Source organism: Ensifer aridi, from assembly GCF_002078505.1.
In the GTDB taxonomy this organism is placed as follows: Bacteria; Pseudomonadota; Alphaproteobacteria; order Rhizobiales; family Rhizobiaceae; genus Sinorhizobium; species Sinorhizobium aridi.
Map to the genome: position 1 here is coordinate 216,827 of NZ_LUAV01000002.1, position 24,843 is coordinate 241,669.

Annotated in this window: 26 protein-coding genes; 15 read left to right on the forward strand and 11 right to left on the reverse strand. The window is 63.2% G+C overall.

Features of this window, described 5'->3' with window-relative positions:
* Positions 1 to 78: 78 nt before the first annotated feature.
* Both AYK65_RS01350 and epmA read right to left on the reverse strand, forming a co-directional pair.
* The gene (locus AYK65_RS01350) at positions 79 to 1,131 is read right to left on the reverse strand and encodes a lysine-2,3-aminomutase-like protein (protein ID WP_081157821.1); all 1,053 of its coding nucleotides are present in this window, start codon (positions 1,129 to 1,131) and stop codon (positions 79 to 81) included.
* The gene (gene epmA / locus AYK65_RS01355; RefSeq protein ID WP_046120051.1) at positions 1,128 to 2,180 is read right to left on the reverse strand and encodes an EF-P lysine aminoacylase EpmA; all 1,053 of its coding nucleotides are present in this window, start codon (positions 2,178 to 2,180) and stop codon (positions 1,128 to 1,130) included. Before epmA ends, AYK65_RS01350 begins: the two co-directional genes overlap by 4 nt.
* 160 nt (positions 2,181 to 2,340) lie before the next feature.
* Here epmA and efp point away from each other — a divergent pair, with 160 nt between their 5' ends.
* The 3 genes from efp to mbfA all read left to right on the forward strand — a co-directional run bounded on the left by efp (position 2,341) and on the right by mbfA (position 5,443).
* A complete protein-coding gene (efp, locus tag AYK65_RS01360) occupies positions 2,341 to 2,910 on the forward strand; it encodes an elongation factor P (protein ID WP_026613587.1) in 570 nt (189 codons plus the stop codon).
* 187 nt (positions 2,911 to 3,097) lie between these two features.
* Positions 3,098 to 4,339: a cyclopropane-fatty-acyl-phospholipid synthase gene (gene cfa1, locus AYK65_RS01365; RefSeq protein WP_026613586.1), complete on the forward strand. Its 1,242-nt coding sequence runs from the start codon at positions 3,098 to 3,100 to the stop codon at positions 4,337 to 4,339.
* Positions 4,340 to 4,459: 120 nt separating this feature from the next.
* Complete coding sequence (gene mbfA / locus AYK65_RS01370) at positions 4,460 to 5,443, forward strand: iron exporter MbfA (RefSeq protein WP_046120050.1); 984 nt, start codon at positions 4,460 to 4,462, stop codon at positions 5,441 to 5,443.
* 69 nt (positions 5,444 to 5,512) lie between these two features.
* On the opposite strand, the gene AYK65_RS01375 is transcribed toward mbfA, so the two are convergent.
* Both AYK65_RS01375 and AYK65_RS01380 read right to left on the reverse strand, forming a co-directional pair.
* Positions 5,513 to 6,133 carry a transglutaminase-like cysteine peptidase gene (locus AYK65_RS01375; RefSeq protein ID WP_026613584.1) on the reverse strand — a complete coding sequence of 207 codons (621 nt, stop codon included), beginning with the start codon at positions 6,131 to 6,133 and terminating at the stop codon, positions 5,513 to 5,515.
* Positions 6,134 to 6,418: 285 nt separating this feature from the next.
* Positions 6,419 to 7,225, reverse strand: a complete 807-nt coding sequence (locus tag AYK65_RS01380; protein ID WP_026613583.1) for an alpha/beta hydrolase — start codon at positions 7,223 to 7,225, stop codon at positions 6,419 to 6,421.
* Positions 7,226 to 7,442: 217 nt separating this feature from the next.
* Here AYK65_RS01380 and infC point away from each other — a divergent pair, with 217 nt between their 5' ends.
* From infC to pheT, 5 genes are all read left to right on the forward strand, one after another.
* Positions 7,443 to 7,979 carry a translation initiation factor IF-3 gene (infC, locus tag AYK65_RS01385; RefSeq protein WP_077068068.1) on the forward strand — a complete coding sequence of 179 codons (537 nt, stop codon included), beginning with the start codon at positions 7,443 to 7,445 and terminating at the stop codon, positions 7,977 to 7,979.
* Positions 7,980 to 8,230: 251 nt separating this feature from the next.
* Positions 8,231 to 8,434 carry a 50S ribosomal protein L35 gene (gene rpmI, locus AYK65_RS01390; protein ID WP_026613581.1) on the forward strand — a complete coding sequence of 68 codons (204 nt, stop codon included), beginning with the start codon at positions 8,231 to 8,233 and terminating at the stop codon, positions 8,432 to 8,434.
* A gap of 36 nt (positions 8,435 to 8,470) precedes the next feature.
* The gene (rplT, locus tag AYK65_RS01395) at positions 8,471 to 8,875 is read left to right on the forward strand and encodes a 50S ribosomal protein L20 (protein WP_026613580.1); all 405 of its coding nucleotides are present in this window, start codon (positions 8,471 to 8,473) and stop codon (positions 8,873 to 8,875) included.
* Between the two features lie 190 nt (positions 8,876 to 9,065).
* Positions 9,066 to 10,148 carry a phenylalanine--tRNA ligase subunit alpha gene (gene pheS, locus AYK65_RS01400; protein WP_081157822.1) on the forward strand — a complete coding sequence of 361 codons (1,083 nt, stop codon included), beginning with the start codon at positions 9,066 to 9,068 and terminating at the stop codon, positions 10,146 to 10,148.
* A gap of 34 nt (positions 10,149 to 10,182) precedes the next feature.
* Positions 10,183 to 12,609, forward strand: coding sequence for a phenylalanine--tRNA ligase subunit beta (gene pheT, locus AYK65_RS01405; RefSeq protein ID WP_081157823.1), 2,427 nt, complete (start codon positions 10,183 to 10,185; stop codon positions 12,607 to 12,609).
* Positions 12,610 to 12,780: 171 nt separating this feature from the next.
* Here pheT and AYK65_RS01410 read toward each other — a convergent pair whose 3' ends face one another.
* The 3 genes from AYK65_RS01410 to AYK65_RS01420 form a co-directional block, all read right to left on the reverse strand.
* On the reverse strand, positions 12,781 to 13,119 hold the full coding sequence (locus AYK65_RS01410; protein ID WP_139793118.1) for a VOC family protein: 339 nt from the start codon (positions 13,117 to 13,119) through the stop codon (positions 12,781 to 12,783).
* Between the two features lie 94 nt (positions 13,120 to 13,213).
* Positions 13,214 to 13,573, reverse strand: coding sequence for a nuclear transport factor 2 family protein (locus AYK65_RS01415; RefSeq protein ID WP_026613576.1), 360 nt, complete (start codon positions 13,571 to 13,573; stop codon positions 13,214 to 13,216).
* Between the two features lie 284 nt (positions 13,574 to 13,857).
* Complete coding sequence (locus AYK65_RS01420) at positions 13,858 to 14,349, reverse strand: YciE/YciF ferroxidase family protein (RefSeq protein WP_026613575.1); 492 nt, start codon at positions 14,347 to 14,349, stop codon at positions 13,858 to 13,860.
* Positions 14,350 to 14,569: 220 nt separating this feature from the next.
* Between AYK65_RS01420 and AYK65_RS01425 the strand changes: the two genes are divergently transcribed.
* Positions 14,570 to 15,340: an SDR family oxidoreductase gene (locus tag AYK65_RS01425; RefSeq protein WP_026613574.1), complete on the forward strand. Its 771-nt coding sequence runs from the start codon at positions 14,570 to 14,572 to the stop codon at positions 15,338 to 15,340.
* 34 nt (positions 15,341 to 15,374) lie between these two features.
* Positions 15,375 to 16,013, forward strand: coding sequence for a hypothetical protein (locus tag AYK65_RS01430; protein ID WP_026613573.1), 639 nt, complete (start codon positions 15,375 to 15,377; stop codon positions 16,011 to 16,013).
* Here AYK65_RS01430 and AYK65_RS01435 read toward each other — a convergent pair.
* Complete coding sequence (locus AYK65_RS01435; protein ID WP_081157824.1) at positions 16,006 to 16,986, reverse strand: aldo/keto reductase; 981 nt, start codon at positions 16,984 to 16,986, stop codon at positions 16,006 to 16,008. The two genes, AYK65_RS01430 and AYK65_RS01435, sit on opposite strands and share 8 nt — an antisense overlap.
* A 221-nt stretch (positions 16,987 to 17,207) precedes the next feature.
* Here AYK65_RS01435 and AYK65_RS01440 point away from each other — a divergent pair, with 221 nt between their 5' ends.
* The gene (locus AYK65_RS01440; RefSeq protein ID WP_046120045.1) at positions 17,208 to 18,194 is read left to right on the forward strand and encodes a Gfo/Idh/MocA family protein; all 987 of its coding nucleotides are present in this window, start codon (positions 17,208 to 17,210) and stop codon (positions 18,192 to 18,194) included.
* Positions 18,195 to 18,318: 124 nt separating this feature from the next.
* Here AYK65_RS01440 and AYK65_RS01445 read toward each other — a convergent pair whose 3' ends face one another.
* Positions 18,319 to 18,729, reverse strand: a complete 411-nt coding sequence (locus tag AYK65_RS01445) for a hypothetical protein (RefSeq protein WP_026613570.1) — start codon at positions 18,727 to 18,729, stop codon at positions 18,319 to 18,321.
* Positions 18,730 to 18,856: 127 nt separating this feature from the next.
* On the opposite strand from AYK65_RS01445, the gene AYK65_RS01450 reads away from it, so the two are divergent.
* The 3 genes from AYK65_RS01450 (at position 18,857) to AYK65_RS01460 (ending at position 21,896) form a co-directional block, all read left to right on the forward strand.
* Positions 18,857 to 19,636, forward strand: coding sequence for a helix-turn-helix domain-containing protein (locus AYK65_RS01450; RefSeq protein WP_046120044.1), 780 nt, complete (start codon positions 18,857 to 18,859; stop codon positions 19,634 to 19,636).
* Positions 19,637 to 19,715: 79 nt separating this feature from the next.
* The gene (xseA, locus tag AYK65_RS01455) at positions 19,716 to 21,296 is read left to right on the forward strand and encodes an exodeoxyribonuclease VII large subunit (RefSeq protein ID WP_026613568.1); all 1,581 of its coding nucleotides are present in this window, start codon (positions 19,716 to 19,718) and stop codon (positions 21,294 to 21,296) included.
* A gap of 12 nt (positions 21,297 to 21,308) precedes the next feature.
* On the forward strand, positions 21,309 to 21,896 hold the full coding sequence (locus tag AYK65_RS01460) for an NAD(P)H-dependent oxidoreductase (RefSeq protein ID WP_026613567.1): 588 nt from the start codon (positions 21,309 to 21,311) through the stop codon (positions 21,894 to 21,896).
* Positions 21,897 to 21,969: 73 nt separating this feature from the next.
* On the opposite strand, the gene AYK65_RS01465 is transcribed toward AYK65_RS01460, so the two are convergent.
* The gene (locus tag AYK65_RS01465) at positions 21,970 to 22,467 is read right to left on the reverse strand and encodes a MarR family winged helix-turn-helix transcriptional regulator (protein ID WP_046120043.1); all 498 of its coding nucleotides are present in this window, start codon (positions 22,465 to 22,467) and stop codon (positions 21,970 to 21,972) included.
* Positions 22,468 to 22,600: 133 nt separating this feature from the next.
* Between AYK65_RS01465 and AYK65_RS01470 the strand changes: the two genes are divergently transcribed.
* Positions 22,601 to 23,476, forward strand: a complete 876-nt coding sequence (locus tag AYK65_RS01470; protein WP_081157825.1) for an EamA family transporter — start codon at positions 22,601 to 22,603, stop codon at positions 23,474 to 23,476.
* 54 nt (positions 23,477 to 23,530) lie between these two features.
* On the opposite strand, the gene AYK65_RS01475 is transcribed toward AYK65_RS01470, so the two are convergent.
* The gene (locus tag AYK65_RS01475) at positions 23,531 to 24,787 is read right to left on the reverse strand and encodes an aminopeptidase (protein WP_046120041.1); all 1,257 of its coding nucleotides are present in this window, start codon (positions 24,785 to 24,787) and stop codon (positions 23,531 to 23,533) included.
* Between the last annotated feature and the right edge of the window lie 56 nt (positions 24,788 to 24,843).

Sequence of the window (24,843 nt, forward strand, 5' to 3'; positions counted from 1 at the left end):
AAACGGGGCGCGCCTTACCTTATGGTTTTATCCTTAAATCGACTACGATTTAAGGAAGCATGCAGTAGCGCCGAGGGTTCAATCCTTCGGCGGATAGGCGTGCTTGTTTCCGCGGAAGTCGCTGACGGTGTAGCAGCCGCCCCCTTCCGCCTCGATCGCGCTTGCGCCGATCACGGCCTTGCCATGGCCGCCGGGGATGTCGAGAATGTAGGTCGGCTGGCAGAGACCGGAGACGCGGCCGCGCAGCGAGGCGACGAGCGCCTGACCCTCCTCGATCGACAGCCGGAAATGGCTGGTGCCCGGAGCGAGATCCGGATGGTGCAGGTAATAGGGCTTGATGCGCATCTCGACGAAGGCGCGCATAAGTTCGGCTAGCACGTCCGCATCGTCGTTGACGCCCTTGAGCAGCACCGATTGGCTCACCATGACGATGCCGGCATCGATCAGCCGCGCGGCGGCCCCGCGCGCCTCGGTCGTAAGCTCCCGCGGATGATTGGCATGAAGCGCCACATAGGTCGGCTTGCCGCTGACCTTAAGCGCCGCGATGAGCTCCGCGTCGATCCGGTCGGGCTCGACGACCGGCACGCGCGTATGGAAGCGGACAATCTTCACATGGTCGATCTTGCCGAGGCGCTTCGCGATCTCGCCAAGCCGCCGGGGCGAGAGCACGAGCGGGTCGCCGCCCGTCAGGATCACCTCCCAGATTTCCGGATGCGCGGCAATATAGGCAACGGCCGCATCGAGTTCTGCGGGCGTCAGCGTGCCGAGGCCTTGCGGGCCCACCATCTCGCGGCGGAAGCAGAAGCGGCAGTAGACCGGGCAGACATGCACGGCCTTCATGAGCACGCGGTCCGGGTAGCGGTGGACGATGCCCGCGACCGGACTATGCGCGCCGTCACCGATCGGATCGGCACGCTCTTCCGGCGCGAGGGTGAGTTCCGCCGCGTCGGGCACGAATTGCCGGGCGATCGGGTCGTGCGGATCGTCGCGGTCGATGAGGCGTGCAAGCGTGGGGCTGATCGCGACCGCATATCGGGAAGCAACGCGGGAGATCGCCTGTTCGTCGGCAGCCCCGACCAGGCCGGCCCCGACGAGCTCGCCCGCTGTCCGGATGGTTCGGTCCATGGTCATGCCGTGGCCTCCGCAACGGGCGCCCAAAGAACCTGTTCGATGCGCGTGGCGCCGGTTGCGAGCATCACCAGCCGGTCGAAGCCGAGCGCAATACCGCTCGCCTCGGGCATGGTGGCGAGCGCGGCGAGGAAGTCGTCGTCGATGGGATGGGTCTCGCCATAGACCCGCGCCTTTTCCGCCATTTCGAGCTCGAAGCGACGACGCTGTTCCGTGGCATCCGTCAGCTCGCCGAAGGCATTCGCGAGCTCGACGCCACAGGCATAGAGCTCGAAGCGCTCCGCGACACGCCCGTCGCCGGGCGTTGGTCTTGCCAGCGCGGCCTCGGCGACGGGATATCGATCGAGGATCGTGGCGCGCCCGAAGCCGAGATTGGGCTCGACCTTCTCGACGAGCACGCGGCTGAAGAGATCGGCCCAGCCGTCGTCAGCGGCGACGCGCAGGCCTGCTCTTCGCATGGGGGCAGCGAGGCTCTCGTGATCGGTGGAGCCGTCCGCTGCAATCGAAGCGAGGAGGTCGATGCCGGCGAAACGCTCGAAGGCTTCGGCCACGGAAAGCCGCTCCGGTTCCGCGAAGGGATCGCAGGCGCGCCCGCCATAGGTGAAGGACCGGGTGTCCACCGTCTCGGCGGCGAGCGCCAGGATTTCGGCGCAGTCGCGCATCAGCGTCTCGTAGTTCTCCTCGGCGCGGTACCATTCCAGCATTGTGAATTCGGGATGGTGTAGCGGCCCCCGCTCGCGATTGCGGTAGACATGGGCGAAGCAGGCGATGCGCCTTTCGCCGGCAGAGAGGAGCTTCTTGCATGCGAACTCGGGCGAGGTGTGCAGATAGAGGGGCTGGGTCGAGCCATCATGGCCGATCGCTTGCGTTTTAAAGGCATGCAAATGCGCCTCGTTGCCCGGCGACACCTGCAGCGTGGCTGTGTCCACCTCCATGAAATCGCGCTCGTCGAAGAACCGGCGAAGCGCCGCCTGGATGCGATTGCGCCCGATGAGGAACGGGCGCCGGTCGGCATGGACCTCCGGGGTCCACCAGGGAGAAGCGTTCTGCATGATCGGTTCGGTCCAAGCTTTCTTTCCACGTGAATGCCGGCGCAGGCTGGCTATTTGCGCGGAATTAGGGTAGTGGCGGCGCGAAAACCATTCTCGCGTCCTTAATGGGCCGATCTCCGGCCCGCTCGTGTCGCGCATACCTCTGTTACAAGGAAGACTAATGGTCAAGGTCATCGCTTCTTCGGTCCGCAAGGGCAACGTTCTCGACGTCGACGGCAAGCTCTATGTCGTGCTCACCGCCCAGAACTTCCACCCGGGCAAGGGCACGCCGGTCACGCAGGTCGACATGCGCCGCATTTCCGACGGCGTGAAGGTCTCCGAACGCTACCGCACCACCGAACAGGTCGAGCGCGCCTTCGTCGAAGACCGCGAGCACACCTTCCTTTATGAAGATGCCGAAGGCTTCCACTTCATGAATCCGGAAACCTACGATCAGCTCGTTATGTCGGCCGACGATATCGGCGACCAGAAGGCCTATCTCCAGGAAGGCATGGCCGTGATGCTGTCGATCCACGAAGGCATTGCGATCGCCATCGAACTGCCGCGCCATGTCGTTCTCGAAATCGTCGAGACCGAGCCGGTGGTCAAGGGCCAGACCGCGTCCTCGTCCTACAAGCCCGCCGTGCTGTCCAATGGCCTTCGTACCATGGTGCCGCCGCACATTCAGGCCGGCACCCGCGTCGTCATCGCAACCGAAGACAGTTCTTACGTCGAGCGCGCTAAGGACTGATCGTCCTGACTGCCAAGATATGAGAAGGGGACGGCGGGCATGCTCGCCGTCCCCGTTTTCGTTTCAGACCCTTCGCGCAACCTAGTGCAGGCAATGAGGTGCGAAATCGGGCGTGCATTTTCGCGGCTCGATGCTAGGTTCGGGCCTGCGTGCTGCCATTCGCAGCGGACGAGAGTGAGGGACCTGCATGTTTCCATTGTCGCACATGATGAAGGCGTTCATCCGCAAGGGCAGCCTGACCGTGATCGATGCCGACGGCAAGAGACATATCTTTGCCGGCGAGCCGGGGCCGAGCGTGACGATGCGGCTCACCGACAAGCGGCTCTATCGCAGCCTCGTCTTCAATGCCGAGCTGGCCGCCGGCGAGGCCTATATGGATGGCACCATGCGCTTCGAGGAGGGCTCGACGCTTCGGGATTTCCTCACGCTCTTCTCGATCAACCGCCTGTCGCTCGGCTCCTATCCGATCCAGAAGCTCCTGCGCGCGATCAAGATGCGGTTCCGTAAGCGCCAGCAGGCGAACCCCAAGGGGAAGGCGCAGCAGAACGTCGCTCACCACTACGATCTCGGCAACGATTTCTACAAGCTCTTCCTCGACGAGAACATGCTCTATTCCTGCGCCTATTTCCGCGAGCCGGACGAGACGCTAGAGGCAGCGCAACGCAACAAGTTACGGCTGCTCGCCGCGAAGCTCTGCCTGAAGCCCGGAATGAAAGTGCTCGACATCGGCTGCGGCTGGGGCGATCTCGCGCTCTATCTGGCCGCGCTCGAGGACGTCGAGGTCATCGGTGTGACGCTCTCGAAGGAGCAGCAGGCGCTCGCCGCCGAGCGTGCGCGCGTGGCAGGAGTTTCCGATCGCGTACGCTTCGAGCTCAAGGACTATCGCGACGTCGAGGGGCCGTTCGACCGGATCGTTTCGGTCGGCATGTTCGAGCATGTCGGCGTTCATCACTATGACGAGTTCTTCAAGAAGTTGAATGCGCTGATGCCGGACGACGGGCTCGCCGTGCTCCATTCGATCGGCCATATGAGCCCGCCGGGCATGGCCAGTCCCTGGCTTCGGAAATACATTTTTCCCGGCGCCTATTCTCCGGCGCTGTCGGAGGTCTTCGAGGTGGTCGAGCGCAACAGTCTGTGGGTGACCGACCTCGAATTCCTGCGCGTCCATTATGCGACGACGCTCGCTCATTGGGGCGCGCGGTTCGAGAAGAACCGCGACAAGGTGATCGCGATGTATGATGAGCGTTTTGCCCGGATGTGGGAGTTCTATCTGATCAGCGCGGAAATGATGTTCCGCACCGGCAGCCAGCTCGTCTTCCATATGCAGTTGTCGCGCTCACGCGATGCGGCGCCAATCGTGCGCGATTACATCACCGATCGGCAGCGTGCCTATATCGAGAAGGAGAAGGCGCTCGATCTCGCGATCTGATGTGGGGAGCGGGCGCCCCTCTCTCAAGTCACCACTCATGCCCGGCCTCGCCCCGCTCGCTGCCTTGACGCTCCAGGTTACGGAGTCTATTTAGAATTATTCTAAAGAAGGTTCCCGCCCATGTTTTCCCGCCTTTTCTCCCGCTCCAAGCGTCCGTTTCTGTCCTTGAGCGAACAGGAGATCCTCGCGCTCGCCATTTCCTCCGAGGAGGACGACGGCCGCATCTATCTCGCTTATGCCGATGCGCTGCGTCAGAAATACCCCCATTCCGCAAAAGTTTTCGAGGAGATGGCCGAGGAGGAGAGCCATCACCGGCAAGCCCTAATCGACCTGCACGTCGCCCGCTTCGGCAACCGCATTCCGCTGATCCGCCGCGAACACGTGCGCGATTTCCCGGAACGCAAGCCCGATTGGCTGATCGTCGAGATGCCGATCGAAAAGGCGCGCGTGGAAGCGGAAGCCATGGAGGATGCGGCCCATCGCTTCTATGTCGAGGCTGCAGCGCGCACCCGCGACGCAGCGACGCGCAAACTCCTTGGAGACCTGGCGGTTGCCGAGAAGGCGCATGAATCGCTCGCTCGCCGGCTCGGCGAGAAGCATACGCCCGAAAGTGTGCGCGATGAGGAGGATGAGACATCCCGCCGACAGTTCATCCTGACCTATGTGCAGCCAGGTCTTGCCGGGCTGATGGACGGTTCGGTTTCGACGCTAGCGCCGATCTTTGCCGCGGCCTTCGCCACCCAGGACACGTGGCAGACCTTCCTCGTCGGCCTCTCTGCCTCCGTCGGCGCGGGTATTTCGATGGGCTTCACCGAGGCTGCCCATGACGACGGCAAGCTTTCCGGTCGCGGCTCGCCCGTCAAGCGCGGACTCGCCTCCGGCATCATGACCGCGCTCGGCGGCCTCGGCCACGCGCTTCCCTATCTCATTCCGCATTTCTGGACGGCGACCGCGACCGCGGTCGGGATCGTCTTTTTCGAGCTCTGGGCGATCGCCTTCATCCAGAACCGCTACATGGAAACGCCTTTCTTGAGGGCCGCCTTCCAGGTCGTGCTCGGCGGCGGTCTCGTCCTTGCCGCCGGCGTCGTCATCGGCAACGCCTGACGGTGCTCCACCACGCAAGCAAAAAAGGCCGCGTCTGCGGCCCTTTTTTTGAAAGCAACGGTTGATCGATCAGTTGCCGACGGAGCCGACGAGCACTTCCCCGCTGTTGTCAATCGTGACCCAGCGGCCGCTATTGTTCGCGGCCTGACGCTTGAGGAAACGGTAAGGCGTATTGGTCCAGAGCTTCACGCCGCTGTCGAGATTGTCCAGAATGAAGTCGCCCTGGGCGGTACGGACGGTCAGGACCGCATGGCCTTCGCCGTCAGGTTTGCGCACGACGGTCATCAGCAGGTTGCTGGCGGAAAAACCTTTCTGCATCAGACGTTTGCGCTTTTCGAGAGCAAAGTCTTCGCAATCGCCCTGCGCGCCCGGATAGGACCAGACCTCGTCTCTGCCGTGCAGTTGCAGATCCGTGACCGGCGCGATCTGCCGGTTGACGGCGGCATTGACCTGACGGATGGCCGCCCAGCCGCCTGCCGTGACGCGCGGCGGAACGGTCGAGTTCGACCGAACGCGGCACTCACCTCTATACTTTTGGCAGAATTCGTAATGCCCGATCGGCTGCGAGGTTACCGCGCCGGTCTGCATCCAGGGAGAGGCTCCCGCCTGTGCGGGAATCGCCGCGTTTGTTGAAATGAAAAGCGCGCAAAGTACCGCGAAACTTGCCTTAACCCCGGTCCAAGATGCCATACAGATCCCCTGTAACGCGACCGCATCCGATCCCGTTCGGACCGATCCGCGCAATCCAAAGTTGCCGACAGCTTTTGTAGGATTTTTCCCCTGCGCTGCTCTAATCGTTAACAAAGAGTTAATATAGACGGCTTGTCGGAGTCAATCGCCTGATTCGGGCTAGTCCATCTTATGGTTAAGGACTGCGGTAGAAGGCGCGGAAATCCCGCTAGCGCAACGGCTTGGTCTACGACTTCCGGATTAGGTTCGGAGATTTTGGCTAGTCCATGTGGCCTAGCCCAGCGCTCAGGCCTTCGTCAGCATGCCGTCGATCGCCTGTTTCAATTTGGCAATGTCCTCCTCGCGAGACAACCGATGGTCGCCATCGCGAATAAGCGTCATGACGACATCGTCCGCCGGCATGTGCTCCATGAGCTTTAGCGCGTGTGTATAGGGCACGTCCGGATCGCGCATGCCCTGGAGGATATGGACCGGGCAGCCGGTTTCGACCGGCCCTTTCATGACCCGATTGTCGCGGCCGTCCTCGATCAGCGCACGGGTGAAGATATTGGGCTCGGGGCTGTATTCCGACGGCTCCTCGAAAAAGCCGCGCTCGGCAAGCGACGCCTTTTCGATATCGGTCAGATTTGGTTCGATCAGCTCGGCGGTGAAATCGGGGGCAGGGGCGATCAGCACGAGACCGGCGACGCGGTCGGCTTCGCCGCGCGCCCGCAACTTCTCGATGAGGCGGAGCGCGATCCAGGCGCCCATGGAGGAGCCGATGAGGATCATGCGCGGCGCGGCGGCATGATCGACCACCGCAAGGCTTTCCTCGATCCAGCGAGAGATCGTGCCGTCGCGGTAATCGCCGCCCGAGGAACCGTGCCCGGAGTAATCGAAGCGGATACAGTCGGTGCCGACGGCTCGGGCATGGCCCTCCACCTCGATCGCCTTCGTGCCGGTCATGTCGGAACGGTACCCGCCGAGCCAGACGAGTGCGGGTTGGCTGGAGGCCGGCTCGGCGCGGAAGATCCGCATGGCGATGCTGCGCCTGAGCTCTCCCGTTCCGACCTCGATCCGCGTGATGTCGGTTTCAGCCGGCGTTGCTGACATCGAATATCCTCCGAGAGACCTGACCTTGACCGGGTTCCTTCTAAAACAGATTCGTTCGGGCACCGACAGAGGATGATTTTCATTGCGGGCCATGCTATTGACTCTGGAGCCGCAATTCACACATTGCCGTCAGTGACTGTTTCAAGCGCCACGTTTGAGATCGCGCTAACTGTTTATCAAACCAATTGTACGTCAACAGCTCGAGGAGAGTACGACCATTCGCAGACCGTTCAAAGCGGACGCCCCAGTCAAGGAAGGACCGCGCGCAAACAAGGAAATCCGGGTCCCCCGGGTTCAGCTTATCGATGCCGAGGGCCAGAACCTGGGCAGCGTACCGATCGACCAGGCGCTCCGCATGGCGGACGAGGCCGGTCTCGATCTGGTGGAGATCGCACCGAATTCCGATCCGCCCGTGTGCAAGATTCTCGATCTTGGCAAGCTGAAATACGCGAACCAGAAGAAGGCGGCCGAGGCGCGCAAGAAACAGAAGATCGTCGAGATCAAGGAAATCAAGATGCGCCCCAACATCGACACCCACGATTACGAGGTGAAGATGAAGGCCATGAATCGCTTCTTCGAGGAGGGCGACAAGGTCAAGGTGACGCTGAAGTTCCGCGGCCGCGAAATGGCCCACCAGGAACTCGGCATGAAGCTTCTGATGCAGGTGAAGGATGACACCCAGGCTATTGCCAAGGTGGAAGCCGAGCCGAAGCTCGAAGGTCGCCAGATGATGATGGTGCTTGCGCCGAAGTGATCGGTGCATGACCCCGACAAGAGGCTTGATGAAGAGCCGCCCCGGAGGAGCTTGTGGGGCGGCTCTTCCTTTTGGGTCACGACGCCCCTTCCGGCACGCAGCGTTCTTTCTTTGCCGGGTTGCCTTTTTTGGGGTGCGCGGTTATAAGCCCCCGTCCGAACGGTCCGGCAGGGCATGCCGTGGCCGTTCTTAACGCTGGAAACCAGGCCTCGTCAGCCGGTTTCGCATATCAAGAACAATGGAGTAGCAAAATGCCCAAGATGAAGACGAAATCGTCTGCCAAGAAGCGGTTCAAAGTCACCGCGACCGGCAAGGTTCGAGCTGCTGCTGCTGGCAAGCGCCACGGCATGATCAAGCGGTCCAACAAGTTCATTCGCGACGCTCGCGGAACCATGGTTCTCGCAGAGGCTGATGGCAAGAAGGTCGTCAAGAACTACCTGCCCAACGGTCTTTAAGACGTCTGGCGATTTGGATTTTAAGGAGATCATGACATGGCACGTGTAAAACGCGGCGTAACCGCCCACGCCAAGCACAAGAAGACGCTCAAGGCCGCCAAGGGTTTCTACGGCCGCCGCAAGAACACCATTCGCGCCGCCAAGGCAGCGGTGGACCGTTCCAAGCAGTACGCCTACCGCGACCGCAAGGTTAACAAGCGCAATTTCCGCGCGCTCTGGATCCAGCGCATCAACGCTGCGGTCCGCGAGCACGGCCTCACCTACGGCCGCTTCATCGACGGTCTGAACAAGGCCGGCATCGAGATCGACCGCAAGGTTCTGTCCGACATGGCGATCCATGAGACGGCTGCATTCACGGCGCTCGTCGAAGCCGCCAAGAAGGCGCTTGCCTACCTCAAGGAAGCCGGCACGGCAAACGAGTTTGAAAGCGCTGTCCGTTAAGCCAGCGTTTTCCCAAGACCGTTTCTGAAATTGTTGGGAAACCCGCGCTGGCAGGGCTGGCGCGGGTTTTTCTTTTCGGCTTGCCGCCGGGATCGCAGCCACGGAACGCCTCGGCTCACGTTGGACGCGATCACATTGCTGAAGAATTGAACCGATATACCGAACCATTCCCGCATCGAGGCAGGACAGAATGAGCGAACTGGAAACGTTGGAACGGATTTTGCTGGCGGACATCGATGCCGCCGCCGATGAGGCGGCGATCGAGGCGGTGCGTGTCGGTGCGCTCGGCAAGAAGGGCTCGATCTCGGAGCTTTTGAAGACGCTCGGCACGATGACGCCGGAGGAGCGCCAGACCCGCGGCGCTCGCATCAATGCGCTGAAGAACACGGTTACCGAAGCGATCTCCGCCCGGAAGCTCGCCTTGAAGGATGCGGCGATCGCCGAACGGCTGGCGCACGAGACGGTGGATATCAGTCTGCCCGTGCGCTCCTCGCCGGCCGAACGCGGCCGCATTCATCCAATCAGCCAGATCGTCGACGAGATTACCGCGATCTTCGGCGACATGGGCTTCGCGATCGCCGAGGGGCCGGACATCGAGACGGACTACTACAACTTCACGGCGCTGAACTTCCCGGAAGGGCACCCGGCCCGCGAGATGCATGATACCTTCTTCTTCCAGCCGGACGAGAAGGGCGAACGCAAGGTGCTGCGCACGCACACCTCGCCGGTGCAGATACGCACGATGGAGGCGCAAGAGCCGCCAATCCGCATCATCATTCCCGGCAAGACCTATCGCCAGGATTCCGACGCGACCCATTCGCCGATGTTCCACCAGGTCGAGGGCCTGGTCATCGACCGCACGGCGAACGTCGCCAACATGCGCTGGGTGCTGGAAGAATTCTGCAAGGCCTTCTTCGAGGTGGATCAGGTGACGATGCGCTTTCGCCCGTCCTTCTTCCCCTTCACCGAGCCCTCCTTCGAGGTCGATATCCAGTGCGACCGGTCCGGCCCGATCGTCAAGTTCGGCGAAGGCAAGGATTGGATGGAGATCCTCGGCTGCGGCATGGTGCATCCGAACGTGCTGCGCGCCGGCGGTCTCGATCCCGACGAGTACCAGGGCTTCGCCTGGGGCATGGGCCTTGATCGGATCGCGATGTTGAAATACGGCATGCCGGACCTGCGCGACTTCTTCAACGCTGATGTCCGCTGGATGACCCATTACGGCTTCCGCCCGCTCGACATGGCGACGCTCTTCGGCGGCCTCTCGGCGTGATCTTCGTTGAGATTTTTAAGACACAGGTGAAATCATGAAGTTCACGCTTTCCTGGCTGAAGGACCATCTGGAATCCGACGCCTCGCTCGAGGAAATCTGCGCGCGCCTGACGATGATCGGGCTGGAGGTCGAGGACGTCGACGACAAGGCCGCCTTCAAGCCCTTCGTCATCGCCAAGGTCATTTCCGCCGAACAGCACCCGAACGCCGACAAGCTGAAGGTGCTGATGGTTGATACCGGCTCGGGCGCTCCGGTGCAGGTCGTCTGCGGCGCGCCGAATGCGCGCAAGGGCCTCGTCGGTGCCTTTGCTGCGCCCGGGACTCATATACCCGGCATCGACGTGACGCTCTCGGTCGGTACGATTCGCGGCGTCGAAAGCCGCGGCATGATGTGCTCCGAGAAGGAGCTGGAGATTTCCGACGACCACACCGGCATCATCGACTTGCCCGAGGACGCTCCGGTCGGGACGAGCTACGCGGCTTATGCGGGCCTCGACGATCCGGTCATCGAAATCAATCTGACGCCGAACCGGCCGGATTGCACCAGCATCCACGGCATTGCCCGTGACCTCGCCGCTTCCGGCCTCGGCACCTTGAGGACGCGGCCGGCGCCGTCCTTCCCGGTCGGGGGCGAAACGCCGGTCAAGGTCCGCCTGGAACTCGGCGAGGACAGGCATCTCTGCCCCGGCTTCGCGCTCCGCCTCGTGCGCGGCGTCAGGAACGGCCCGAGCCCGGCCTGGATGCGCCGGCGGCTGACCGCGATCGGGCTCAGGCCCATCAATGCGCTCGTCGATATCACCAACTATCTGACCTTCGACCAGGGCCGCCCGCTGCACGTCTTCGACGCGGCGAAGGTCACCGGCAACCTGACGGTTCGCCGGGCGAGGGAGGGCGAGAAGGTGCTGGCGCTCGATACGCGCGAATATACGCTCACGCCCGCCAATGTGGTGATCGCCGACGAGGACGGCATCGAATCGATCGGCGGCATCATGGGCGGCGAGCACTCCGGCTGCGACGAGGCGACCACCGACGTGCTGATCGAATCGGCGCTCTGGGACCCCATGAACATCGCCAAGACCGGCCGCACGCTCGGGATCATCACCGATGCGCGCTATCGCTTCGAGCGCGGCGCCGATCCGGAATACATGGTGCCGGGCATCGAACGAGCGACCGAGCTGGTGATTGAGCTCTGCGGCGGCACGGCTGCGAAGCTGGACGTCGTCGGCTATGAGGGCCACACGCCGAAGATCGTCGACTTCCCGGTCTCGGAGGTGAAGCGCCTGACCGGCCTCGAGGTCTCGTCCGAGGAGAGCGCCTCGATCCTCAAGAAGCTCGGCTTCGGCGTCGAGGGCTCCGGCGAGCGCCTGAAGGTGACCGTGCCCTCCTGGCGGCCGGATATCGACGGCAAGGCGGACCTCGTCGAGGAGGTCATGCGCATCCATGGCGTCGACAACATCCACGCTCAGCCGCTTCCGAGCCACAATGCCGTCAACGGCAAGATCCTGACGACGCTGCAGATCCGCACCCGCCAGGCCAAGCGCGCGCTCGCAAGCCGCGGCATGCTGGAAGCCGTCACCTGGTCCTTCATCTCGGAGGAACAGGCGAAGCTCTTCGGCGGTGGCCGGCCGGCGCTGAAGCTCGCCAATCCGATTGCCGCCGACATGTCCGACATGCGACCCTCGCTGCTGCCCGGACTTCTCACCGCCGCCCAGCGCAATGCCGACAAGGGCTATGGCGATGTGGCGATCTTCGAGGTCTCCGGCACCTATGAGGGCGACACGCCCGAGGCGCAGCGGCGCGTCGCCGGGGGCGTGCGCCGTGGCACCGCCTCGCTCAACGGTGCCGGCCGCCTCTGGTCGAACGCCGCCAAGGGCGGCGGCAAGCCGGTCGACGTCTTCGATGCCAAGGCCGACGCCATCGCGGTGCTTGAGGCCTGCGGCGTGCCGATGGCCAATGTCCAGTTCGAAGCCGGCGGTCCGACCTGGTATCATCCCGGCCGCTCCGGGACGATCAAGCTCGGCCCGAAGATCGTGCTCGGCACCTTCGGCGAGTTCCACCCGAAGACGCTGGATGCCCTCGATGTCTCAGGCCCGCTTTGCGGCTTCGAGATCTATATCGACGCCATGCCGGAGCCGAAGAAGAAAGTGACGCGCACCAAGCCGGCGCTGGAGCTTTCGCCCTTCCAGGCGGTCAAGCGCGACTTCGCCTTCATCGTCGACAGGACGGTGGAAGCGGCCTCGATCGTCCGGGCCGCGTCCGGCGCCGACCGAAAACTGGTGACGGCTGTGAACGTCTTCGACGTCTTCGAGGGCGCGTCCCTCGGCGAGGGCAAGAAGTCGGTCGCGATCGAGGTGACGATCCAGCCGGTCGAGCGCACGCTGACCGACGAGGATTTCGAGGCATTGACCTCGCGCATCGTCTCGAATGTGGCGAAAAGCACCGGCGGCGTATTGCGCGCCTGACAATGGCTAAGGCCGCCGCGGTTCTGCACCGCGTCCGCGCCTCATCCGGCCTACCGGCCACCTTTCTCCCCGCAAGCGGGGCGAAGGGGACTCGCGGCGGCCTCTCAAGTCCCCTCTCCCCGCGCGCGGGAGAGGGTTAGCGTGAGGGGCAAAAAGTCCGGGCTTTCGCCGCTACGGCGACTTCAGCACTGGCTGCATCAGCTCGATCCTATTGCCGAACGGATCACTGACATAACGGCGCGCCAATCCCGCAAGCGGCTCGTCCTCAATCACTTCAAATCCAGCCGCCTGCAGCCGTGCGACCAGCACAAAAAGATCGTCCACGATGAAGGCCGGATGTGCCTTGCGAGCGGGTGAGAAGTCCTTCGCAACACCGAGATGGACCTTGAGACCGGGGCCCTCGAACCAGCAGCCGCCGCGCGCGGCAAGGTTAGCCGGCTTAGGGGCTTCCGGGATGCCGAGAAGATCGGCATAGAATCGGCGCGCCTCGGTCTCGCCGCCCCGCGGCATCGCCAGTTGCACATGGTCGAGCGCGATGATCCTGCCGGAAGCCTTCTGCGGCGCGACACTGTCGTTCCGTGTCTTTGAGGGACCAGAGGATTCCCTATGCATGCCGATGCCAGACCTTGTTGATGATCAACCAGCGTCCGTCGACCTTCAAGAGCGACAGATAGTCCGTGTAGCGTGCGCCGGCGAATTCATCGATCACCTTCACGCTCGCCGCGTCGTCGGTGATGTGGATCGTCTCGATCTCCATCAGCGGCTGCGTCCCGGGCGGCGCCGATCCTTCCCTCACGACGGCGGCGATGAAGGCGTCGCGTGTCAACCACTCTATCGCACCCTCGGTATTGCCGACGATCGATGCGTTGGGGTGGAAGGCCTTGCGTAACGCCCCTTCGTTGGCAAAGGCCATGCCGTCGACATAGAGATGGACAACCGCGCTGATCGCCTGCTCTTCGGACATTCGTGATCCTCCGTTTCTATCGACTGGGATGCGGGCGTGCTTTTGCCGCTCCGATGCCGCTCCGGCGGTGATCGCGGCGCACGCGATCATAGGTAGGGCATCGCATCAGAATTGCGATGCCGACGCCTAATCGCATGGAGGGATCTTGCCGACGGATCGGTCCCCGTCCGCATCCCGTTGAAATCTATGGGAAACAGATCACGGCGACTTCGGGTCGATTCGATCCGACCACCACCGTGATCGAAGGCTGATGGCGGCCGGCAGAGCCGGCCGCCATGGGGGGATCATGCGGCTTTCTTGTTCGCTTGCGCCATCGCAAGTTTCGTCAGATCCTCGTCGGTGATGATTTCTTCCTTCAGCGTCGCGTCGAGAAGCGATACTGCATCCTTCAGCCCAATGGTCTTGGCCCAGGTCTTCAGAGTGCCGTAGCGCGATATTTCATAGTGCTCGACCGCCTGCGCTGCGGAGATGAGACCAGCGTCCAAGGCCGGCGTGCCCTTGAACTCGTCCATGATATCTTCGCTCTCGGCGATGATCCCTTCGATCGCCTCGCAGGTCTTGCCTTGCGCGCGCTTGCCGATCATGTCGAACACCTGCTGCAGCCGCTCGACATGGGTTTCCGTTTGCTCCCGATGCTTCTCGAAGGCGGCCTTGAGCTCCGGAGCCTGGGCGCCACGCGCCATCTTCGGCAAAGCTTTCAGGATTTTCCGCTCGGCGTAGTAGATGTCCCTGAGCGTCTCGTAGAACAGGTCGTCTAACGTTCTTTCCTTGGCCATTGTGGTTTCCTTCCTCGTCTGCTTCGTGTTGCCATCGACCCGCAATCAACATCAGACGGAGCCATTTGTTCCTCCCGACTGCAAAAAGCGCAGAGCGCCGATCGCTTTCCGTTGTTCGGTCGTGAAAAGGCCGAAGATTCCGCCGCCGCGGAAAACGGGTGGCCGCGATCTGCCGCATCGGCAATGCTCCGGCCATCGACGAAACGACTGGAGTAACATCATGGCGAGACTTGAAGGAAAGATCGCGATCATCACCGGAGCAAGCTCCGGAATCGGCCGTTCCGCCGCACGGCTCTTCGCGCACGAGGGGGCGAAAGTCGTCCTGACCGCTCGACGCAAGGACGCGCTGGCGGAACTTGCTTCCGAAATCGCCGGCGCAGGCGGCGAAGCGGCAATGCTGGCCGGCGACGTGCGCGACGAAGCCTTGCACGAGGCGTTGGTCAACCTGGCGGCCGAGCGCTTCGGCGGTCTCGACATCGCCTTCAACAATGCCGGATCGCTCGGCGCCATGGGCGAGGTTCGGTCGCTCACCCTCGAAGGCTGGCGGGAGACGCTCGAAACCAATCTGACCGGCGCCTTCCTCGCGGCAAAACATCAGATTCCGGCTATGGTTGCGCGCGGCGGCGGCTCGCTCGTTTTCACCTCGAGCTTCGTTGGTCATACGGCTGGATTTCCCGGCACCGCTGCCTATGCAACGAGCAAGGCGGGACTGATTGGGCTGGTGCAGTCGCTCGCCGTCGAACTCGGGGCCTTGCGCGTTCGCGCGAACGCGCTGCTGCCGGGCGGCACCGACACGCCGTCCAATGTCGCGAATCTGCCGGGCGCCGCGCCGGAAACGCGGGCTTTCGTCGAAGGCCTGCACGCTCTGAAACGTATGGCGCGGCCGGAGGAAATCGCCGAAGCCGCGCTTTATCTCGCCTCCGACGGTGCTAGTTTCGTCACCGGCGCCGCATTGCTGGTCGATGGCGGCGTCTCGGTGATGAGGACATGATCGCCGAGACGGGGAGGGAACGAAGGGAAAAAGGATGAAGAGACCCGGATCGATGAAATCGCTCGAGGACCTCGGGCGCGTGCGCCTGTCGAAGAACTTCTTCCTGCGGGATTTCCTGCATTCCGAGATTGCCGATTTCTACCGGATTCCAAACGTTCCGGACGATCCGGACCTCGCCATCGAAGCCGGTCGGCGACTCTGCGAGGAGCTCTTGGAGCCGCTGGAGGCGACCTTCGGGCGGCTGCACATCCGCTCCGCCTATCGCAACTGTGCGGTCAACGCCTTCGGAAACGCCAACAAGCTCAATTGTTCGACCAACGCGGCGACGGCGGCCGATCATATCTGGGACATGCGCGATGCGGACGGCTGCATGGGGGCCACTGCCTGCATCGTCATCCCCTGGGTTTGGGACCGGGAGCGTGAAGACGGCGGCTGGCAGAGCCTTGCCTGGTGGATCCACGACCATCTTCCCTATGCGTCCCTCTGTTTCTTCCCGAAGCTTTGGGCCTTCAACATCCAGTGGCACGAGCGCCCGCGGCGGACGATCATGAGCTACGCCGGGCCGCGCGGGCTGCTTACGAAACCGGGCATGGCCAATCACGAAGGCAGCCATGCGCATCTTTATCCGGGGTTTCCGCCGCTCGTGAGGGTGGAGGAGGCTCTTCTTACGTAGAGAAGTTGGAGACGACCTCTTTCTCGTCGCTCACTTCGTTCAACCGCCTGATCGCCTCGCTCGAGAGCTTCAATTCCGCCGATTTCACGAGACTCGCCACCTGGTCGAGGTTGGTAGCGCTGGCGATCGGCGCAGTGACGCCCTCGCGGGCGATGATCCAGGTAAGCGCGATCTCTGCCGGTTTCGCGCCGGTCTCCTCGGCGACTTCGTCGAGCACGCCGAGGATGCGCATGCCGTGCCCGTCGAGATATTTTTCGACCCCGCCACCGCGGGCCGAACCCTCCAGATCCTTGTGCGAGCGGTATTTGCCGGACAGGAAGCCGCGCGCAAGACTGAAATAGGTGATGACGCCGATCTCCTCGGCGATGCAGAGGTTGCGCAGGGCACCGTCATAGGATGCCCGGTCGTAGAGATTGTATTCGGGCTGCAGCACATCATACCGCGGCAGTCCTTTCGCCGCGGCGACATCGAGGGCGTCACGGAGTTGCCGTGCATCGAAATTCGAGGCACCGATCGCCCGGACTTTGCCTTGCGCAAGAAGCGTCTCGTAAGCGGCGAGCGTCTCCTCGTAAGGAGTGTCGGGGTCCGGCCAATGCGAGAGATAGAGGTCGATATAGTCGGTCTGCAGGCGCTTGAGGGAGTTCTCCACCGCTTCAAGAATCCAGCGGCGCGAGAGGCCCTTGCGGTCCGGTCCGAGCTCCGACCCGACCTTGGTGATGATGACCGCGCTGTCGCGCGGACGCCCGGACTGCTTCATCCACCTGCCGATGATCGTCTCCGATTCGCCGCCTTTGTTTCCCGGCGCCCAGGAGGAATAGACATCCGCCGTGTCGACGGCATTGAAGCCGGCATCGAAGAAAGCGTCGAGCAGGGCGAAGGATGTTTTCTCGTCCGCCGTCCAGCCGAAGACATTGCCGCCGAAGACGAGCGGGGCGATCGAAAGACCGGTACGGCCAAGTCTGCGCATTTCCATGGTTTCGCTCCACTTGGGTTGGATGAAAACAAGCTGCGATCGGGAGGATTGCCGCAAGAACATAGGCCAGCTCTACCCGGATGACACCTGCCGGCGCTTTTTTTCTTGGCCGGCTCCGGCTTGCTAGGCACGTACCTCAGCGATAGTGTCGGCTCGCAAAGCGAGATGCGGGAGAGGAGAGCGGCTGCCGGCCTTCACCCGCTTCAGAAGGAGTCTGCCCCATGCTGCGTTTCGGAATTCTGTCGACGGCCAAGATCGGCCGTGAGCTCGTCGTGCCTGCCATCCAGGACGCGGAGAACTGTGTCGTGACGGCGATTGCCAGCCGCGACCAGGCCAAGGCGAGGGCCATGGCCGACCGCTTCTCGGTGCCGCATGCCTTCGGCTCCTATGAGGAGATGCTGGCCTCGAATGCGATAGATGCTGTCTATATTCCGCTGCCGACGTCGCAGCATGTGGAGTGGGCCATCAAGACGGCCGATGCCGGCAAGCACGTCCTTTGTGAGAAGCCGCTCGCCTTGAAAGCGGAAGAGATCGACGCCGTGATCGCGGCGCGCGATCGCAACAAGGTGCTGATCTCGGAAGCCTATATGGTGACCTACAGCCCCGTCTGGCGGAAGGTGCGCTCGCTCATCGCCGACGGTGCCATCGGCCGGCTGCGGCATGTGCAGGGTGCCTTCACCTATTACAACCGCGATCCGGGCAACATGCGCAACATCCCGGCGCTCGGGGGCGGCGGCCTGCCGGACATCGGCGTCTACCCGGCGATCACTACGCGTTTTTCGACCGGCAGGGAACCGCTGCGCGTGCAGGCTAGTACCGAACGCGATCCGGAATTCGGAACAGATATCTATTCGAGCGTGCGTGCCGATTTCGGCGATTTCGAATTGAGCTTCTACATCTCGACGCAGCTTGCCGCCCGCCAGGTCATGGTCTTCCACGGCGACAAGGGCTACATCGAGGTGAAATCCCCCTTCAACGCCGACCGCTACGGCCGCGAGGAGGTAGAACTCACCAATCAGAGCCATGCCCAGTCGCAGCTCTTCCGCTTCCAGGATGCGCGCCAATACAGGCTCGAGGCCGAAGCATTCGCGCGGGCAGCCAACGGCGAGCCCGAAGAAGTGGTGACGCTGGAAAGCTCACGCCTCAATCAGAAATTCATCGACGCGATCTATCGCGCCAGTGAGAAGGACGGTTGGGAACCGATCTGAAGCCGGCTAATAATGTGGCCCGCCGATCGGCGGGCCACAGCGCTCTTAGCGCGGGATGAGGTGAAGTGTCCGCGTTTCCGCCCGCATCCCGCGCTAGGTCGGTCCGACCTAAAATCATCGTGATCTAGGCGGCGCGGAACAATCGCGCTTGAGAGGCGCCGCGCATCTTGAAGAAGAGAAAGTCGGCGACACCAACCATTCCGACGATGACCAAGCCGGCTCCGATCGGAGTGAGCCAAGGATAGGCGATCGCCAGGAGGGCCAGACTTGCCGCCTGCCAGAGAATGTCGCCGCCGATGCTGATCCTCGCCGCGAGAGCATTCGGCCCGTTCTTTCTGGCGGAGGCAAGATGGAACGCGCCCCAGAGCAAGAGCCCCGTGCCGAGCGCCGTCATGACGGCGGCGGGAACCGCGGGGCTGACGAGCCTGGCGAGCGGATACGCGTCGACGATCAGAACGGTGCCGGCGATCAGCGAGAAGATGCCGTCGGCAATGAATGTCTTGTTGAGAAGCGAGCGGCTGGAAAGGTCGAACATGTCTGTCTCCTTCGGTTGTCGATGGAGAGATGCTGACCTCTCGCGATCATCAAACCAATTACCTCGGAGGTAATGGATTTTGCGCGCCGGCCCGGCCAATCTGGGCAGGCAACGGAGAACCGCATCAATGGAATTCGGCAGCCACTTGAAGGAATGGCGCGGACATCGCCGCATGAGCCAGCTCGATCTTGCGACCACGGCAGGCATTTCCGCGCGCCATCTTTCGTTCCTCGAAACCGGCCGCTCCCGGCCGACCGAGGGCATGATCCTGCGGCTCGCCTCGGTCCTCGACATTCCCGCGCGCGACCAGGGCACGCTCTTCTCTGCCGCCGGCTACCGGCCGCGCATGACAACCCGCCCGGCCTCGGGCCTGGCGGCGATGCCACCGGCAGTCGCCGCTGCGATTCGGCTGATGCTCGACCGCCACGATCCCTATCCTGGCCTCGTCTTCGATCATCAATATACGGTGCTTCTGACCAATCCCGCCTTTTCCGCGCTCGTCGAGGCGACCGATGTTCCGTTCAGGCCCGGCCAGAACTTCCTCGACGGCTTCCTCGCCGCCCAGCCAGTCCGAACGCTGGTCCTGAACTGGGAGGCGGCAGCGGCCGATCTGGTACAGCGGGTCCGCATGGAGGCTTGGCTCCAAGGGCCACGCAGCCCATTGCAGCGGCGGCTCGATGGGCTCGTCCGCGATCCGGGTGTCGTCCGGGCGCTGGAAAACCACCCTCGGACCGACCGGCTGCCGGTCCTGCCGATCGAGCTCAGGCTGGGCGAAACGGAGCTCCGCTTCATCACCACGCTTTCGACCTTCGGCTCGACACAGGATGCGCTGGTCGAAGGCGTGATGATCGAATCCTTTTTTCCGGCTGACGAAGCCACCCGGCGCTTCTTCGAGCAGAGGGCATAAGGCGGCAACCCGCCAGAAAAACGGTAGAAAGGCGCCTCTTGCTACTGATATTCCCGCCGCGGTCGGCTACAAAGGGTCCATGAATTCACTCTTCGATTCCGATTCTGCCTCCAATGTCGCCGAATATTCGGTGTCGGAGCTTTCCGGCTCGATCAGGCGTACGATCGAGCAGAACTTCGAGCATGTCCGGGTACGAGGCGAGATTTCCGGCTATCGCGGGCCACATTCCTCAGGCCATGCCTATTTTGCGCTGAAGGACGATCGTGCCCGCATCGAGGCGGTCATCTGGAAGAGCACGTTCCAGCGGCTGAAGTTCCGACCCGAGGAGGGTATGGAAGTCATCGCGATCGGCAAGGTCACGACCTTCCCGGGCTCGTCCAAGTACCAGATCGTCATCGAGTCGCTGGAGCCGGCGGGCGCCGGCGCTCTGATGGCACTTATCGAGGAGCGCAAGCGGAAACTGGCGGCTGAAGGACTTTTCGATGCCGCCCGCAAGCGGCCGCTGCCTTTCATGCCGAAGGTCATCGGCGTCGTCACCTCGCCGACGGGCGCGGTGATCCGCGACATCCTACACCGGATCGCCGACCGCTTTCCGGTCCATGTCGTGGTCTGGCCGGTTCGGGTCCAGGGTGATGGGGCGTGCGAAGAGATCGTGGCCGCCATTCAAGGCTTCAACGCGCTGGAAACGGGCGGCGCCATTGCGCGGCCGGATGTGCTGATCGTCGCGCGCGGCGGCGGCAGCCTCGAGGATCTCTGGTGCTTCAACGACGAGGCCATCGTGCGCGCCGCCGCAGCCTCCACCATCCCCTTGATCTCGGCTGTCGGCCATGAGACGGACTGGACGTTGATCGACTACGCGGCCGACCAGCGAGCGCCGACGCCGACGGGCGCGGCCGAAATGGCGGTGCCGGTGAAGGCGGATCTCGAGGCGCAGGTCGCGAGCCTCGCAGCGCGCCTCAAAGGGGCTGCGACGCGGCAGATGGACAACCGGCGCCAGACGCTGCGCTCGCTCGCCCGCGCGCTTCCCTCGCTCGATCAGTTGCTCGCGCTGCCGCGGCGGCGTTTCGACGAGGCTGCCGCCGGCCTCGGCCGCGGGCTCACGATGAACACGGCGAACAAGCGCCGCAGCTTCGAGCGCATCGCCGCCCATCTCCGGCCGGATCTGATCAGGACTCGCATCAGCGACCGCCGGCGGCACCTCATGGAGGCGATGAACCGCGCCGACCGGTGCGTCGAGCGCCAGCTCGATCGGCGCCAGTCGCGTGTTGCTGCCGCCGATGCGTCGCTTCGCGCCTTCCCTTCGCGCCTGGTGGGGCAGATTCACCGCGCCGAGGATCGTGTCGCCGGTCTGAGAGCGCGCGCCGATGCGGCGATGGCCGCTGAACTCCGCAGGCTGAAGGGGGCGCTCGCGGCACAGGATCGCGTCTTGCAGTCGCTCTCCTACCGCAATGTCCTGCAGCGAGGCTTCGCGCTGGTGCGCGATGCGGCGGGCGAGCCCGTAAAGCAGGCGGCCGCCGTTCAACCCGGAATGCCGCTTTCGCTCGAATTCGCAGATGGCCGCGTCGCAGCAACGGCGGGCGAGGGCGGTACGCCGCCGCAGGCGCCGAAGAAGCGCCCGCCGCGGACGGCGGAGCCGACGAAGCAGGGCAGCCTTTTCTGAGAGGGGAGCATCATGCGCATCCTCATGGTGCTCGCCCATCCGCTTGAAGATAGCTTCGCGGCAAGCGTCGCGCGCCTGGCCAAGGAAACGCTCGAAGGGCGCGGGCATACGGTCGACATGCTCGATCTCTATCGCGAGGACTTCGATCCGCGGCTGACTATGGCGGAACGCGGCAGCTATTTTTCCGAGCGCTACGACGCCCAAGCCTCCGGCTGTATCGCGCGTCTGAAGGCTGCCGACGGGCTCGTACTCGTCTTCCCGCAGTGGTGGTTCAATTTTCCGGCTATCCTCAAAGGCTTCTTCGATCGCGTCTTCGCCCCTGGTGTCGCCTTCGAGCATGATCCGGCGGGCGGGCGCATCATCCCGCGGCTCGGCAATATCAGGCTTTTCTGGGCACTGACGAGCACCGGCTCACCCTGGTGGGTGGTGCATCTCTATATGGGCAATCCGGTGCGCCGGCTGCTCAAGCGTGGCATCGCGGCCTTCTGTGCAAAGGGTCTCGATTTCCGCATGCTCGCCTTGCACGACATGGACCGGGCGACCGAAGGTAAGCGAAAGCGCCATCTCGAACGGGTACGCGCCTTGGTGAGCCGGATCTAGGGGCATGAGGAAAAGTGTGCGCGGGTTTTCGCCCGCAGATCGCGTTATCCTTAAAAAGGTGTGATCTACTGGCTCATTCGAGCGTCGCTAGGAATTTCCTGAGCAGCGCGTCCAAGGCTTCCCGATCCCCGGGCGCAAGGCCCGCGACCAGACGCTGCTGGTTGGCAACATGGGCGGTCGCCGCGGCGTTGATGCGTTTCAAGCCTTCGGACGTCAGCGCGATGATCACGCCGCGTCGGTCTTCGGGATTGTTGAGCCGCTCAACGAGCCCCGCCTTTTCGAGCTGGTCGATACGGTTGGTCATGGTACCCGAGGTGACCATGGTTGCGGCAAGCAAGTCGCCGGGCGAAAGCTGAAAGGGCGGGCCGGAGCGGCGGAGCGTCGCCAACACATCGAAGCTTGCCGATGTGAGGCCGTGCTCGGCGAAGACCTTTTCCTGCTCCCGGGAAACATGGGCTCTCAGCCGCGCCAGACGCCCGAGAAGTCCCATCGCAGAAACGTCAAGTTCCGGCCGCTCCCGGCGCCATTGTGCCAGAATCTTGTCTACGTGGTCTTTGTCGATTTCTTCCATGTCCAGCTATCTCCCGGCAGGCGGACCTGATCCGCGCCTTTTCTGTCGGCTCTAATGCCGCGATATCTTGACGTCAAGATAAATTGCGCTAAGATGCAGTTATCTTGATGTAGAGATTCTTGAGATAAAGAAAATGCAGACGCAAAGGTTCGATATCGTCCTCACGGCCATAGCGCCAGCGATCTGGGGCAGCACGTATCTCGTTACGACGGAATTTTTACCGCCCGGCTATCCGCTGACGGTGGCGATGCTGAGGGCGCTGCCTGCTGGCCTGCTGCTGCTTGTGGTCGTCCGGCAGATGCCGAAGGGCACTTGGTGGCTTCGCAGCTTTGTGCTCGGCGCGCTCAACTTCTCCTTCTTCTGGGCGATGCTGTTTGTCTCCGCCTATCGCTTGCCCGGCGGTGTCGCTGCGACAGTCGGTGCCGTTCAGCCGCTGATCGTGATCATGCTCTCGCGGATCATCCTCGGCTCTCCGATCAGAGCCTTGAGCATTGTCGCCGGTATCGCCGGCATGGCAGGGGTGGCGCTCTTGGTGCTGACGCCGAAGGCATCGCTCGACCCGGTGGGGGTCGCGGCGGGTCTCGCAGGAGCCGTCTCCATGGCGTTCGGCACGGTGCTCAGCCGTCATTGGGCGCCGCCGGTCTCCGCGCTCACTTTCACCGCCTGGCAACTCACGGCCGGCGGCCTGCTGCTGGTGCCGGTCGCGCTTCTGCTGGAGCCGTCCTTGCCGCCGCTCACTGCCGCTAATCTGATGGGTTTTGGATATCTTGGCCTGATCGGCGCCGCCTTCACCTATGTTCTCTGGTTACGCGGGCTTTCACGCCTGGAGCCGTCACAGGTCTCGCCACTCGGCTTCCTGAGCCCCGTCACGGCGATCCTGCTCGGCTGGGGCGTGCTCGATCAGCAGCTGACAGCGGTACAACTGCTCGGGATCGCGGTCGTGTTCGCAAGCGTCTGGATGAGCCAGCAGGCTCAGGTGGCGCGTCGAGCAGCACCCGCTCGCGCGTAGTCGCCGGCATGGATTGCCGCGGCAGAACCTGCCGCGGCAAGAGCCGGCATCCAATCAGGCCCATTCACCCTTGCGCATCACCGGCACGCGGCTGCCGTCGGGGCGCAGCCCGTCGATGTCGACCTCGCCAGAGCCGATCATCCAGTCGATGTGGATGAGGCTGGAATTGCCGCCCTGCGCGCGGATCTGCTCCTGGCTGAGGCTGGCGCCGTTCAGGAAGCACTCCGAATAGCACTGGCCAAGCGCGATGTGGCTGGAGGCGTTCTCGTCGAAGAGCGTGTTGTAGAAGAGGATGCCGCTTGCCGATATCGGTGAAGAATGCGGCACCAGCGCCACTTCGCCGAGCCGCCGAGCGCCCTCGTCGGTGTCGAGCACCTTTTTCAGCACCTCTTCGCCACGCGAGGCCCTGGCCTCGACGATGCGGCCGCTTTCGAAGCGCACCTGGATATTGTCGATCAGCGTGCCCTGGTGCGAGAGCGGTTTGGTGCTCGACACATGGCCTTCGACGCGCAGCGCGTGCGGCGTGGTGAAGACCTCTTCGGTCGGGATATTCGGGTTGCAGGTAATGCCGTTCTTCGCGACCGAGGCGCCGCCGTGCCATTCATGGCCGTCCGCCAGTCCAACGGTGAGGTCCGTGCTCGGCCCGGTGAAATGCAGCGCGGCGAAGCGTTCCTCGTTGAGCCAGCCCGACCGACGATGCAGATTGGCATTGTGCTCCTTCCAGGCGGCGATGGGGTCGTCGACGTCGACGCGCGAGGCGGCGAAGATGGCGTTCGCCAGTTTCTCGACGGCGACCGCTTCCGGATCGTCGGGGAACATCTGCTTCGCCCAGGACGGGTTTGGATAGGAGACGATGTTCCAGTTGATGTCGAAGTTGGTGATCTTTTCGAGCGCCGGCTTGTAGGCGATGGAATTCGCCTTGTTGGCGCGGGCGACCTTCGCCGGATCCTGGGCCGAGAGCAGCATCGGGTTGTCGCCGGCGATCGCAAGGCGCGCGGCCCCGCCCGCATAGGCCTTGGCCATGCCTTCGTAGAGCCAGTCGCTGGCGCGGTCGAAGCTTTCGTCCGGAGCATGCGCGTAGCGGGCGAGCGTTGCCTCCTCGTCGGCATAGAAGGTCGTCACCAGTCCGGCGCCCGCCATATAGGCGTGCTTGGTGATGAGGCGCACGAGCGGCAGCGCCGCAATCGGCGCGGTCATCACCAAGTCCTGACCCTTCTGCAATTGCAGGCCGACCTTTACGGCGACCTCGGCGAGCTTTTCGAGCTTCACCGGGTCGACCGGGTTCTTTGCGGATTGGAGGGGGGCGTTCATGACAGCTCCTGCTCTTCTTCTTGCGGATAGGCGGTTTTAGCCCGGTTCCGCGGAAA

Excerpts from the sequence above, each read along its gene's own strand:
- AYK65_RS01350 (WP_081157821.1), bottom strand. The coding sequence starts at position 1,131 with ATGACCATGGACCGAACCATCCGGACAGCGGGCGAGCTCGTCGGGGCC.
- epmA (WP_046120051.1), bottom strand. The coding sequence starts at position 2,180 with ATGCAGAACGCTTCTCCCTGGTGGACCCCGGAGGTCCATGCCGACCGG.
- efp (WP_026613587.1), top strand. The coding sequence starts at position 2,341 with ATGGTCAAGGTCATCGCTTCTTCGGTCCGCAAGGGCAACGTTCTCGAC.
- cfa1 (WP_026613586.1), top strand. The coding sequence starts at position 3,098 with ATGTTTCCATTGTCGCACATGATGAAGGCGTTCATCCGCAAGGGCAGC.
- mbfA (WP_046120050.1), top strand. The coding sequence starts at position 4,460 with ATGTTTTCCCGCCTTTTCTCCCGCTCCAAGCGTCCGTTTCTGTCCTTG.
- AYK65_RS01375 (WP_026613584.1), bottom strand. The coding sequence starts at position 6,133 with ATGGCATCTTGGACCGGGGTTAAGGCAAGTTTCGCGGTACTTTGCGCG.
- AYK65_RS01380 (WP_026613583.1), bottom strand. The coding sequence starts at position 7,225 with ATGTCAGCAACGCCGGCTGAAACCGACATCACGCGGATCGAGGTCGGA.
- rpmI (WP_026613581.1), top strand. The coding sequence starts at position 8,231 with ATGCCCAAGATGAAGACGAAATCGTCTGCCAAGAAGCGGTTCAAAGTC.
- rplT (WP_026613580.1), top strand. The coding sequence starts at position 8,471 with ATGGCACGTGTAAAACGCGGCGTAACCGCCCACGCCAAGCACAAGAAG.
- pheS (WP_081157822.1), top strand. The coding sequence starts at position 9,066 with ATGAGCGAACTGGAAACGTTGGAACGGATTTTGCTGGCGGACATCGAT.
- pheT (WP_081157823.1), top strand. The coding sequence starts at position 10,183 with ATGAAGTTCACGCTTTCCTGGCTGAAGGACCATCTGGAATCCGACGCC.
- AYK65_RS01410 (WP_139793118.1), bottom strand. The coding sequence starts at position 13,119 with ATGCCGCGGGGCGGCGAGACCGAGGCGCGCCGATTCTATGCCGATCTT.
- AYK65_RS01415 (WP_026613576.1), bottom strand. The coding sequence starts at position 13,573 with ATGTCCGAAGAGCAGGCGATCAGCGCGGTTGTCCATCTCTATGTCGAC.
- AYK65_RS01420 (WP_026613575.1), bottom strand. The coding sequence starts at position 14,349 with ATGGCCAAGGAAAGAACGTTAGACGACCTGTTCTACGAGACGCTCAGG.
- AYK65_RS01425 (WP_026613574.1), top strand. The coding sequence starts at position 14,570 with ATGGCGAGACTTGAAGGAAAGATCGCGATCATCACCGGAGCAAGCTCC.
- AYK65_RS01430 (WP_026613573.1), top strand. The coding sequence starts at position 15,375 with ATGAAGAGACCCGGATCGATGAAATCGCTCGAGGACCTCGGGCGCGTG.
- AYK65_RS01435 (WP_081157824.1), bottom strand. The coding sequence starts at position 16,986 with ATGGAAATGCGCAGACTTGGCCGTACCGGTCTTTCGATCGCCCCGCTC.
- AYK65_RS01440 (WP_046120045.1), top strand. The coding sequence starts at position 17,208 with ATGCTGCGTTTCGGAATTCTGTCGACGGCCAAGATCGGCCGTGAGCTC.
- AYK65_RS01445 (WP_026613570.1), bottom strand. The coding sequence starts at position 18,729 with ATGTTCGACCTTTCCAGCCGCTCGCTTCTCAACAAGACATTCATTGCC.
- AYK65_RS01450 (WP_046120044.1), top strand. The coding sequence starts at position 18,857 with ATGGAATTCGGCAGCCACTTGAAGGAATGGCGCGGACATCGCCGCATG.
- xseA (WP_026613568.1), top strand. The coding sequence starts at position 19,716 with ATGAATTCACTCTTCGATTCCGATTCTGCCTCCAATGTCGCCGAATAT.
- AYK65_RS01460 (WP_026613567.1), top strand. The coding sequence starts at position 21,309 with ATGCGCATCCTCATGGTGCTCGCCCATCCGCTTGAAGATAGCTTCGCG.
- AYK65_RS01465 (WP_046120043.1), bottom strand. The coding sequence starts at position 22,467 with ATGGAAGAAATCGACAAAGACCACGTAGACAAGATTCTGGCACAATGG.
- AYK65_RS01470 (WP_081157825.1), top strand. The coding sequence starts at position 22,601 with ATGCAGACGCAAAGGTTCGATATCGTCCTCACGGCCATAGCGCCAGCG.
- AYK65_RS01475 (WP_046120041.1), bottom strand. The coding sequence starts at position 24,787 with ATGAACGCCCCCCTCCAATCCGCAAAGAACCCGGTCGACCCGGTGAAG.